The sequence below is a fragment of the Shewanella sp. BJSY2023SW001 genome (genome assembly GCF_047314685.1).
Classification (GTDB): Bacteria; Pseudomonadota; Gammaproteobacteria; order Enterobacterales; family Shewanellaceae; genus Shewanella; species Shewanella indica.
Genome location: NZ_JBKORF010000065.1, coordinates 42,785 through 55,677 on the forward strand (window position 1 = coordinate 42,785; position 12,893 = coordinate 55,677).

Here is a 12,893-nt window from a genome sequence, read left to right on the forward strand (position 1 = left end):
GAATCAAGGCGTGATCACATGCAGCAAACCGCTTTGTAAGCTTGACCCTCTTCCAGTAAGAGTTTCACGAGGAGCTATTCGCATCCACCCAAACGCTTCAGCTAACATAGAAAAAACCCCACTAACAAAGTTAGTGGGGTTTTACGTCAGCTCCCGGGAACCGCTAAGCCTCTATAGCTATTGGCATTGAGTGCCATGAGCTGACTTAGGTTATTGCGATAATTGATACAATAACTTAAACCGCTGACTGGAAGATCACTTCACCGGCTTTCTTGGTGTAGGCCTCCAGTTGGTCGAAGTTCAGGTATCTGTAGGTATCGGCCGCTGTTGCGTCCAATTCCTTGGCATATTCCTGATACTCTTCAGGGCTTGGCAAACGTCCCAACAGCGCTGCAACGGCAGCCAGCTCGGCAGAGGCCAGGTACACATTGGCACCCGTACCCAGGCGGTTCGGGAAGTTACGGGTAGAAGTCGACACCACAGTCGCACCATCGGCAACCCGCGCCTGGTTACCCATACACAGAGAACAACCCGGGATCTCAATACGAGCACCGACGCGGCCGAAGATACCGTAGTAACCTTCTTCGGTCAGCTGGTCCTTATCCATCTTGGTTGGCGGAGCAATCCACAGACGAGTCGGCAGCGTCTTGGCGAACTTGTCCAGCATCTTACCCGTGGCGCGGAAGTGGCCTATGTTGGTCATACAGGAACCGACAAACACTTCATCAATCTGGGTGTTGGCGACCTGAGACAGCAACACGGCATCATCGGGATCGTTCGGTGCACACAGAATAGGCTCTTTGATCTCATTCAGATCGATCTCAATAACCGCTGAATACTCTGCATCCTTGTCGGCTTCCATCAGTTCAGGGTTAGCCAACCACTCTTCCATGCCCTTGATACGACGCTCTATGGTACGGCGGTCGCCGTAGCCTTCGGCAATCATCCACTTGAGCATGACTATGTTGGAGTTCAGGTACTCGATGATAGGATCTTTATCCAGCTTGATGGTACAACCGGCGGCAGAGCGCTCGGCAGAGGCATCAGACAGTTCGAATGCCTGCTCAACCTTGAGGTGCTCCAGACCTTCGATTTCGAGAATACGGCCGGAGAAGATATTCTTCTTGCCCTTCTTCTCAACGGTCAGCAGACCCATTTCGATGGCCTTGTGCGGAATCGCATGCACCAGATCACGCAGAGTGATACCAGGCTGCATCTTACCCTTGAAGCGCACCAGCACAGACTCAGGCATATCCAGTGGCATAACACCGGTCGCGGCGGCAAAAGCCACCAGGCCGGAACCGGCTGGGAAAGAGATACCGATAGGGAAACGGGTGTGCGAGTCACCACCTGTACCTACGGTATCAGGCAGCAGCATGCGGTTCAGCCAGGAGTGAATAACACCGTCACCTGGACGTAGGGAAACACCGCCGCGGTTCATGATAAAGTCAGGCAGAGTGTGGTGCGTATTCACGTCAACAGGCTTGGGATAAGCGGCAGTGTGACAGAAAGACTGCATGGTCAAATCTGCGCTGAAACCGAGACAGGCCAAGTCTTTCAGCTCGTCACGTGTCATAGGGCCGGTAGTGTCCTGAGAACCGACAGAAGTCATCTTGGGCTCACAGTATTGGCCGGGACGGATACCTTCTACGCCACAGGCCTTACCTACCATCTTCTGCGCCAGGGTGTAACCCTTGCCGGTATCGGCAACGTCACCTGGACGCACGAAGACATCGGAGGCTTCCAGACCCAAAACTTCACGGGCCTTGTCGGTCAGACCGCGGCCGATGATCAATGGAATACGGCCACCGGCACGCACTTCGTCCAGCAGCACATCAGTCTTGAGTTTGAATTCAGAGATCACTTCGTCGCTATCGTGACGGGTCACTTTGCCGGCATAAGGATAGATGTCGATAACATCGCCCATCTCCATGTTGCCCACATCCAACTCAATCGGCAGAGCACCGGCATCTTCCATGGTGTTGAAGAAGATAGGGGCTATCTTGCCACCGAGGCAGAAGCCACCGGCACGCTTGTTGGGCACGAATGGAATATCATCACCCATGAACCACAGCACAGAGTTGGTCGCCGACTTACGGGAAGAACCTGTACCAACCACGTCGCCCACATAAACCAGTGGGAAGCCCTTGGTCTTGAGTTCTTCAATCTTCTTGATTGGGCCTACTACGCCTGGCTGATCCGGCTCAATACCGTCGCGGGCGTTTTTCAGCATCGCCAAGGCGTGCAGTGGGATATCGGGACGTGACCAGGCATCAGGAGCCGGAGACAAGTCGTCGGTGTTGGTTTCGCCTGTAACCTTGAATACGGTCAGAGAGATTTTCTCGGCCAGCTTGGGACGGCTGAGGAACCACTCGGCATTGGCCCAGGACTCAACCACTTGCTTGGCATAGGCGTTACCCGCCTTCATCTTCTCAACCACATCGTGGAAGGCATCGAACATCAGCAGGGTGTGGGACAGAGCCTTGACCGCCAGCGGGGCCATCTGCTCGTTGTCCAATTGGCGGATCAGGGGTTCGATGTTGTAACCGCCCTGCATGGTACCCAAGAGTTCCAGCGCACGCTCGGCGCTCAGGATTGGCGATTTCACCTCACCCTTGGCAACGGCATCCAGGAAACCGGCCTTAACATAGGCGGCTTCGTCAACACCTGGGGGAATACGATTTTCGAGCAGGTTAAGAATAAATTCTTCTTCGCCTGCAGGTGGGTTTTTCACTAATTCAACAAGCTCAGCCACTTGATGTGCATCCAATGGCTTAGGGACTACGCCCTCAGCAGCACGCTCTTCGACGTGTTTACGATATGCTTCTAGCACGGCAACATTCCTCTTTGTTAGGCGCTCTTACGACTGCACGTCTTCATGAATGAAGCTGACAGCCCCACAGGATCGACCCGTAAATTCCGGCCTGCAGTATACTACAGCTTTGCAAAAGTATGAATGAGATCACACTAAGGCAACTGAGAAATCGTGGCAAAATCCCAAGGTCGGCAACACACTAAGCCCCTCATTAAACAAAGGAAATTAGACAATAGTTTGAAAAAATGATTTTTTCATTTAAATACAAATAATTAGATTGTAGTAATCGAATTGAATTCAAACGCCTTCAGCCAAGCATCTCCTAATCTCCCCTGCCGGGATAATTTTGCATCCCGGGGCCGCTTTTCGTTATCCTGCGTCCAAATCCGCGCCGTTTTTGAGACTTTTCCATGCAAGCACCCGCAATACAGGCCGTTATTTTTGATATGGATGGGATATTAATTGACTCAGAGCCCGTCTGGCAGCAAGCCGAGTATCAGGTTTTTCAGCAGTTGGGGATGGCGGTCAGCCGTGAAGCCATACAGCAAACCACAGGTCTGCGAATCGATCAGGTGGTGGACTTCTGGTTACAGCGCTTTCCCGAGGTCAAAGTAGAACCTCAATATATCGCCGATCAAATCATAGCTGCAGTCATCGCCTATATCCGCCGCGATGGCAAGCCCATGCGCGGTGTTGTCGATGCCCTAAGCGCCTGTCGCAGTCGAGGCCTGAAAGTGGGCCTGGCCACCTCTTCCTCCTGGGATATTATCGATGCCGTGCTTGACAAACTCGCCATCACAGAAGCCTTCGATGCAATACAATCGGCTCAGGATTTTCCGCTCGGTAAACCCCACCCAGAGGTGTATCTCTCCTGCGCCGCCAAACTGGCACTGCCACCAAGCCGCTGCCTGGCGGTGGAAGACTCTTTCAACGGCCTGATAGCCGCTCGCGCCGCCAATATGCAGACCTTGATAGTCCCGGCAGCCGAGCAGCGCCAGGATCCTCGCTGGGCCGCGGCCCATTATCAGCGTGATAGCCTGGAAGCCCTGCCGGCACTGCTTGATACCTTGTAAACCGCCAGATACAACAGAGCCAGGCATCTGCCTGGCTCTGTTTTCTGGATAATCCGTGTTACCAGATCTTCACTCTGTCCTCTTCCGACAGATACATCTTGTCAGTCGGCTTGAGGTCAAAGGCCTTGTAGAAACCTTCCACGTTGCGGGGAGTGCCCATGGCGCGGTAGTGGCTGGGTGAATGCGGGTCAGTCAGCAGACGACGTCCCAGCTCCTCGTCACGGTAGTTGCGGCGCCACACCTGTGACCAACCGACGAAGAAACGCTGATCGCCGGTCAGGCCATCCATTACCGGCGCTTCTTTACCGTCGAGGCTCAGGTGATAAGAGCGCAGGGCAACGGTCAAGCCCCCCAGATCGCCTATGTTCTCACCCAGAGTCAGGTCACCGTTGACGAACTTGCCAGGCAGAGCTTCAAACTGGCTGTACTGGGCAGACAGCTGCGCGCCGCGCTTCTGGAACTCTTCGCGGTCTTTGTCTGTCCACCAGTTGCGCAGGTTACCGTCGCCATCATACTTGGCGCCCTGATCATCAAAACCATGGCTGATCTCGTGGCCAATCACCGCGCCTATGCCACCATAGTTCACCGCGTCATCGGCTTCCATGTTGAAGAAAGGCGGCTGCAGAATGGCGGCCGGGAACACGATTTCGTTCATCACTGAGTTGTAGTAGGCGTTCACCGTTTGCGGTGTCATGTGCCACTCAGTGCGATCGATTGGCTTGCCCAGCTTAGCCAGCATGTCCTGATATTCGAAGCGGGCATAACGCTGGTAGTTACCCACCAGATCGTCGGCCTTGATCTCCAGATTGCTGTAGTCCTTCCACTTGTCCGGATAACCTATCTTGTAGGTAAACTTGGACAGTTTTTCCTGAGCCGCTTTCTTGGTCTCGGGTGTCATCCACTCCAGCTCATCGATGCTGACTTCAAAACCCTTGATCAAGTTCTTGATCATCGACTCCATCCGCGCCTTGGCCTCAGGTTGGAAGTGACGGGCAACATATTCTTTACCCACCAGCTCACCAATCACTTGGTCGGCGCCATCGACAGCTCGCTTCCAGCGTGGTTTTTGCTCCTGAATGCCCATCAAGGTTTTGCTGTGGAAATCAAAGTGCAGATCGACAAACTGCTGGCTCAGCAAGCCAGCGTAGGAGTCCACCAGATGGAATGCCAGGTAGTCTTGCCAGGCTGATACAGGGAACTTACCAAACTCGGCGCCCAGCTTCTCAAAGTAGGAAGGTTGACGCACTATCACGTCCTGAGTCTTGCCGCTGAGACCGGCCGCCTTGGCGAAACCGTCAAAGTCAAAGCCGCCCATCAACTGCTGCAGCTCTTTCAGGCTCATCTTGTTGTAGGCCTTGTTGGCATCACGGGACTCGACCCGGCTCCACTGGCTCTGGGCGATAAAGAGTTCAATGTTGGCGACATTGGCTGCGGCGGCATCGGCGTGCGGGTAACCGGCGGCGCTCATCAGATTGCGGACATACTCACGCATCGCTTCGCGGTTGGCGACAAACTTGGGATCGTCCTTGAGGTAGTAATCACGATCTGGCAGTGTCAGGCCGCTCTGGTACAGGTAAACCCCGTACTGGCTGGAATTCTTGGCATCGTTGTTGACGTAAAAACCAAAGGGGATGCCGGAGCCATCGGTCAACAGTTTGCCCATCAGCGCGGCAACATCGGCGTGACTGGCGGTTTTGGCGATATCGGCCAGTTGTCCCTTGAGCGGCGCAATCCCCAGTTGGTCAGTCAGAGTGGTATCCATATAGGCGGCATAGAAATCGCCTATCTTCTGCTCCACTGAACCTTCGGCCTTATTGGGCTTGGCGGCGGCTTCTTCGATAATCTGCTTCAGGGCCGCCTGGCTTTCTTCGTAAAGAACAGAGAAAGCACCATAGTTGGATTTGTCGGCTGGAATTGGCGTAGTGGCCAACCACTTACCGTTGACGCTGTAGTAGAAATCGTCCTGATGACGAACTTGATGGTCAAAGTTCTCCAGCTCAATGCCAGAGACTTTCTTGACTTCTGCTTGCGACTGCGGCGCTTGCTGGCTGGCACAGGAAGCCAGACCAAGGCTGAGGGCGATGCCCAATGCCAGGGTGCTTATTTTGCTCATTTTCTTCCCCGAATTTGTGATTGTTCAGATAGTTATATTGTTACAAAGATACCGGCTTTAAACCTTAGCACTCCCTGTGACCAGTCTGTAGTGGATTTTTGTAAATAACTATGAACACCACAGACCAGGTCAACAATAAGCCTTAGAAGTTTTTGCCGAGAAACAGGTAAACCGCCTTCTCACCGTTATCACTGAAACCAAAGCCGAGCGCCGCAGGGCCCAGTTGGGTCTCAGTCCCCAGATACAAGCTGCTGGAATAGATGAGATCGTTGAACATCACATGCTCATCCAGGCTCCAGACATTCCCCGCCTCCAAACTGGCTCCCAGGTAAAGCGGAAAGTCCTTCATCCCCAGCGCATCACGACCGAGATCGTACTGATAGATGAAGGCACCGAACACCTTCTGGGCGCCGGCGATAGAGTTCTTGTGGTAGCCGGAGAGATTAAGGAAACCGCCGAGGTCCGATACATAAAGAGTAAAATTGCCGTCTTTATCCACGTTTGCATAGGATGCCTTACCCACAAAAGAGTGGCTGCCAACACTGACAACCCCTTTCCAGTCGGCCTCTATCTGCAGCGAGCGTTCAGCATCCGTCTTGAATACCCCATCTTCATACTCCTCATTACGCAGGTAGATATTCAGAGTGATGCGGTTACCCGAGGTGGGGAAACTTATGCTGTCCAGGGTATCGTAGCCGAACTTCAAATAGGCGCCATAGGTGTTGAACTTGAGATCATCGAAGAACGCCTCGTTGGAGACCACTCCCGACTCACCTGTCAGCCCCAGCTCAATCCGGCCCTGCTTGACATAGTTGTACCCCAAACCCAGGTCAATTCTGTGACTCTTGCGATCCAGCTCGAAGTAAAGCTTGTTGGCATCAAACACATCCCAACCTTTGATCTCATACTGATATCGGGCGCGGGCATAGAACTGCTGATCTCTGTCCAGAGGCTGGTAAAATTCGGTACCGAGCAGCTTCTCGAAGCCCATCTTCACTTCATTGCGCCATTCACCACCGTTTTCGGTCAAGTCAGTCATAATCACGGCGCCATCCAGGGCCACCGCCGAGTCCAGTGAGAAATCGTCCTCCCAATTCAAGCCAAATTGGAAATAGTTGGGTCCCCAGGACTTGGCCTTGGTGGTTACGGTTAACACTCGGCCCTCATCAGTATCCTGAAACTCGGCACTGACACGTTCAAACTTATTCAGTGAGTATAACCGCGCAATACTCTCGTCCAGTTGCTGTTTGGTAACTCTGTCACCCAATTCGATACCCAGAGTATCACCCAGCAGTGAGTCGCTGACCTTGGACCTGTTATCGAAAACTATCCGGGTAACCGGGCGATCCAAGTTATCCAACCAATCACGACTGGCGTCGCGTTTTTGCCGGACATAAGCGCGGTATTCCTCAGGAGACACGGCCAACTGGCTCAATCTGTCGGTGTACCGTACGGCAGCTGTCACCCCGGCTTCCAGCGCCTTGGGCATATCGGCGAAATCTGTGGTGCTGAGGTTGTCGATAGCCGGGCGGATCAGGATATCGTCCTTGGTCAACAAGGCCTTTTGCCGCTCTGTGCTGGCGTTGGTCAGCATGGTAGACAACTGATCCAATACCGCTAAGGTGCCGTTAAGCTTCTCCCTTTTCACCAAAGGCGAACCTATATCGACGGCGATAATGACATCGGCGCCCATGGCCTTGACCACATCCACCGGCATATTGTTGGCAATACCACCATCCACCAGCAACTTACCATCGATTTCAGCTGGTTGCAGCGCTCCCGGCACTGTGGCTGAGGCCTGCATCGCCTGCACCAGGCTGCCACTGCTGATCACTACCGGCAGACTGGTTTCCAAATCTGTCGCCACCGCCCGATAAGGAATGGAGAGTTCATTGAAACTGTTGAATTCACGCACCAGATCTGTGGTGTTACGATATAGTTGCGACATGGTTTGCCCAAGAAGTACGCCACTGGGCGACTGTACTTCACCATCACGGATACCAAGGTTAAGCGGAATATTGTACTTATCTCTTTGTTGCTTATCGCGGTAACTCATGGCCTGGCGCGGGATGGTGTCCGAGTACCCCTTGGACCAGTCCTCATTCATCATAATGGTTTCAATTTCTGTGGCGCTGTAGCCAAGCGCATAGAGGCCACCGACATAGGCGCCTATGCTGGTACCGGCAACATAATCGACAGGAATATTGTTGGCCTCGAGCATCTTGAGTACCCCAACATGCGCAGCACCCTTGGCACCGCCGCCACTGAGTACCAGGCCTACCTTAGGACGTTCGGCCGCCACCGCAGCCACACTCAACAGAGTGCCAATCAAAACCAGTAAGCGCAGAGAGGGTTTCATACCTAGCAAGAGTTCCAGAATTAGAGTCGGTATATTCTAACAAAGAATTTACAGTAAAGAGAAAGTTCCAATAGGGTATAAACAAAGATCATAAATCGCACATTTCGTAAAACCAGGATGCCAGTTCACCAGCAGGTACAGGCTTGGCAAAGTAGTAACCCTGAATGATATGACAGCCTCTGTGAGTGACCTGTTGCAGCTGTTCCCGGGTTTCCACCCCTTCGGCTACCACCTTGAGTTTGAGGTTACGGGCCAGCTCGACAATACTGCTGACAATCGCCTGATCGGCACTGTTGCCGGCAATATCTTTGAGGAAGGAGCGATCAATTTTCAGGGTATTCACTTCAAAGTGGCGCAAATAAGCCAGCGACGAGTAGCCGGTGCCAAAGTCATCAATGGCCACCTCTATGCCGTGGGCCCTCAGCTGTCTCAAATGCTGGCGGGCAAGCTGCAGCTCTTTCATCAACACCCCTTCGGTGATTTCCAGCGCCAAATACTGGGCCGGCATTCCGGTTTCTTCAAGGATATCGAGCACACCACTGATAAATTCCGGGTGACGGAAATGCACTGCGCTGACATTTACCGACAACTTGAACGGCTCCGCCGCACTCTTGCTCCAACGGGCACCATCCTCACAAGCTTGGCGCAGCACCCAACGGTCGATAGCAATTATCAAACCACAGGACTCAGCCACCTTGATGAAAATATCCGGCCGAACAAAACCTTCGCTCGGATGATGCCAACGCAGCAAAGCTTCCATACCGATAAACTTTTGCTGCTGTTTTACATCAAACTGGCCCTGGTAATAGAGCTCAAACTCGCCCTGCTCTATGGCGTGGCGTAAATCGGCTTCCAAACGTAGATGGTACAAAGCTTCTGCATTACGCTCACTGGAATAGTATTGGAAATTCCCCCTGCCCTCTTCCTTGGCGTGATACATGGCTTGATCGGCATTCTTGATCAGCATCTCTGGTTGCCTGGCATCGTCGGGCCAGATACTGATGCCGATACTGGTAGAAATAAAAAACTCCCGCCCATAGAGTTCAAACGGCTGAGCTATCTGCGCCAACAGGCGCTCACTGAGGCGATTGAGCTTATCTATCTCGGCATCCTGTACCAGGATCACAAACTCATCACCGCCAAACCTACACAAAACCTGCTCCGGCCCCATCACTGACTGCAGCCTATTGGCGGCCTCTATCAGCAGCGCATCTCCCATGCTGTGGCCGTAGGAGTCGTTGACATGCTTGAACCTGTCCAGATCCAAAAACAGCAAGGCCAGCTTATGTTGCTGATCTTTGGCCCCTTCAATTGCCTGTTGCAAACGGTTGGCAAACAGCGATCTGTTCGGCAAACCGGTCAGCACGTCATAGTTCGCCAGGCGGCGCAGATCCGCCTCGGTGCGTTTGCGCTCAGTGATATCGGAAAACACCACCACATAGTGTTGCACCCTATCCTTGCGATCCTGCATCAGGGAAATATTGAGCCACACAGGACAGCGCGACCCGGCCACACCCACAATTTCCAGCTCGCCGGTCCAGGAATCTATCCCTTGCAGTAAAGTGGCGACCTTATCTTTATGGAAGTTTTCACTGACCACCAACTCGCCGAAGTGCCGTCCCTGCAGACTCTGCCTATCCTGACCTACTATCGACTCTGCCGCCCTGTTGGCGACCTTGATGACCTCATCGGCATCCAGAATAAACACCCCTTCTGAGGTGTTTTCAAATGCCTGCGCCAGCAGCTCAACCTCCTCTTCCAGTTGCCGCTTGATGGTGATGTCGGAGTAAATCCCGGCAGCCTTGAGCACCTTGCCGGAAACCGGGTCATGGCTGACTGGCCTGCCGCGCACCCTGAGCCAGCCCCAACTGCCGTCTCGGAGTCGATAACGGTATTCGGACTCGAATCTATCGCTGTCACCTTCGACCATCTTGTTCCATTCATCCAGCGCAGCTGTCTGGTCATCTGGATGCACCGGCAACTTATCTATTCCGATAAGAATAAAGTCTTCAGCACTGCCCAGCACACCGCCGCGATTATCCAGATGAAACTGGCCGGTATCACGGCGCCATTCCCAGAGATCCGATTCACTACCCCTGAGCGATTGCCTCAACCTGTCATCACTCTGGCGCAGCGCTAGGTTCATGGTCATAAAACGTTGCACCTGACGCTGACGCAACAGCACGATACTGAAAATCGTTGCCAATATAATGATTAACAACAACCCCTTGAACCACTGACTCTGCCACCAGAACTGGTCAACGGTAAAGGGAAAACGGAAGGGCTCCGACTGCCAGATACCGTTGTTTTGACTGATCACTTCCAATTGGTAAGCGCCGGGAGTTAATCCGGAAAGATTAATTTGCGACTGATTTTCCAACAGTAAATAGTTAAGCTCATCTTCACCGGGACGTCGTAAACGGTACTTTAGGCTGATAGGAGCATCATCCAGATAATCCATACTGCTCAGTTGAAAACTCAGCATTCTGGCTCCGGGAGCTATCAGTTGTTCAGGCGTAGGTACCAAACTCAGCTCTGTTTTATTGTCATAATAAACCGCAATCGACTCGAGAATGGCGCCGTGCTTTGGAACACGATTAACCATGCCGGCAACGTCCAACAGTATCACCCCATCCGGCGTACCTACATAGAGGCCCTGCTGCGGCTGATAGAAGTATGCCCCTTCGTTGAGTTCCTCCCCCAACAAACCGTCATCATTATTGAATACCTTGATTTCACCACTACTCTTTTCCTGACGGATCAGCACATAACTGCATCCCACAACTCGATAGTCGCCGCTATCCTGCAGAAAAAATACTGTGTTACAGTCCAATTGCCATTCTTGCGTCAAACGGCGAATCTTCATGGTCTGCAAGTCCAGCTCTATCAAGCCTCCCTGGCGGGTGGCCAACCAGAAACGATCCGGGCTCAATTCCAACCACTGGCTCACGGTCGGCATATGCGGCAAGTCATCAAATACCGACGCCAATGAACGAAAACCGCCGCCCTGCTCCAAGTAACCGAAGGATTTATTGCCACCGATCCACAAGCGCTGTCGACTATCGCGATAGACTCCATAAATCGCAGGATTATTGCCGCTGGACTCTGTATCCGGCAAAGTTTTTTTCTCTATCTTGCCCTGAGTCTGATCCCACTCATACAAACCGCTGCTGGTCGCAAACCACCAGAGGTTGCCCTCATTCAAAGCCGTGATCACCGTCTTGTGACTCAGAGACTGTCCGCTGCCGTTCCAATCCCCCAAAGGCTGCCCTTCCAGGGTCTGCTTATTCATCACAAATAAGCCATTGGTAGTCGATAACAACAGGTGATCTTGGTCCAAATTATCTATCTTGTAGATGCTGTCATTGACCTCCATCCCTTTGGGAAGCGTAGTTTGGCTCTGTTGGGTATTTCGATTGACGGCCAACAATCCCGAGTCGGTTCCCAGCCACAGCATCTCAGCGTCGGCCAGTATCGCCCACACCATGGAATCACTGAGCTTATAAGGCTCAGAAGCGCTGAAACTATCCAGAATAAATTCCGGTGAGTCGGCTACCACTGCCAATGAATGCCCAGTGCCGCCAACCCAGATTAAACCATTGCTGTCCACCTGCAGAGCATTGATATATTCAATACCGGCCTTGAGCTTCAACTGCTCTTTATACTGTTTTAATTTGCGGCTGCTCGGGGACCATTTCAGCAACCCCTGCTTACTGGCAATCCACAGGTTACCCTTGAGATCTTCAGTGATCACACTGGTGAAAAAAGGAATCTCGGCCACTGGCTCTATGCGGTTGCTTTCAAGGTTCACCCGATAGAAGCCTTTGCTGGCGGCCATCCAAATCTGTTTGTTACTGTCCAGAAATAAGGCATTGAGGCGACCATAACTACCCTGCCATGACAAGCGTTGTTTGACGCTGCCATTTTGTGACCTTAGCTCCACACCATAGGCGTTACCCAGCAGCAAGTTGCCGTTCTCAAGCTGCAAAATTTGACTCCATAGCAGGTCACTATCGTAGGGTAGGTCAAACAGTTTCTGCAGCTGCTGTAGATCCTGACTCAAGCGCCAAACCTGGCCTTTTTCGGTTAACAACAGCCAGTCACCGGCCGCCGATTGCAAGCTCTTCATTAAACCGCCGCCCTGATACTCGGGAAACAGCTCATCACTGCCAAACTGACGGAAACGATTATCGGCTATATGGTAGAGATAGGCATGAGACAGTGTACTGACCAGCATCTGCTGTTGCCCAAGAGACTTGACCAGAGACAGATACTCATCAGCCATCCGCGATTCCAGACCATCGCGGTCCAAACGGCGGATATTGGCGTTGCTGAGGCGATACAGTCCCTGTTCGGTGGAGAGCCAGATAAATCCCCGCTCATCAATGCTGATGTCGAGAATACTGGTGTTGATCAAACCATCCCTGGAAGAAAATACCCTTTTAACCAACTCATCGGCATCTGCCGATGCTGCCCCGAAAAAAAGGCTGAGCAGTATAGCAATAGCTACTGTTATTAGTTTTCTTATCATCG

At 52.5% G+C, this 12,893-nt stretch carries 5 protein-coding genes; 1 reads left to right on the forward strand and 4 read right to left on the reverse strand.

The annotated features are described in order from the left end of the window. Positions 1–235 precede the first annotated feature (235 nt). Positions 236–2,833, reverse strand: a complete 2,598-nt coding sequence (gene acnB / locus ACMHXH_RS14770) for a bifunctional aconitate hydratase 2/2-methylisocitrate dehydratase (RefSeq protein WP_226685061.1) — start codon at positions 2,831–2,833, stop codon at positions 236–238. Positions 2,834–3,225: 392 nt separating this feature from the next. Here acnB and hxpB point away from each other — a divergent pair, with 392 nt between their 5' ends. After that, a complete protein-coding gene (gene hxpB / locus ACMHXH_RS14775) occupies positions 3,226–3,888 on the forward strand; it encodes a hexitol phosphatase HxpB (protein WP_319619026.1) in 663 nt (220 codons plus the stop codon). A 58-nt stretch (positions 3,889–3,946) separates the two neighbouring features. Here hxpB and ACMHXH_RS14780 read toward each other — a convergent pair whose 3' ends face one another. The 3 genes from ACMHXH_RS14780 to ACMHXH_RS14790 all read right to left on the reverse strand — a co-directional run bounded on the left by ACMHXH_RS14780 (position 3,947) and on the right by ACMHXH_RS14790 (position 12,891). Beyond that, complete coding sequence (locus ACMHXH_RS14780) at positions 3,947–6,001, reverse strand: M13 family metallopeptidase (protein WP_039033565.1); 2,055 nt, start codon at positions 5,999–6,001, stop codon at positions 3,947–3,949. A gap of 142 nt (positions 6,002–6,143) precedes the next feature. Continuing rightward, positions 6,144–8,360, reverse strand: a complete 2,217-nt coding sequence (locus tag ACMHXH_RS14785) for a patatin-like phospholipase family protein (RefSeq protein ID WP_039033566.1) — start codon at positions 8,358–8,360, stop codon at positions 6,144–6,146. Between the two features lie 88 nt (positions 8,361–8,448). Further along, positions 8,449–12,891, reverse strand: coding sequence for an EAL domain-containing protein (locus tag ACMHXH_RS14790; protein WP_335911725.1), 4,443 nt, complete (start codon positions 12,889–12,891; stop codon positions 8,449–8,451). Positions 12,892–12,893 lie beyond the last annotated feature (2 nt).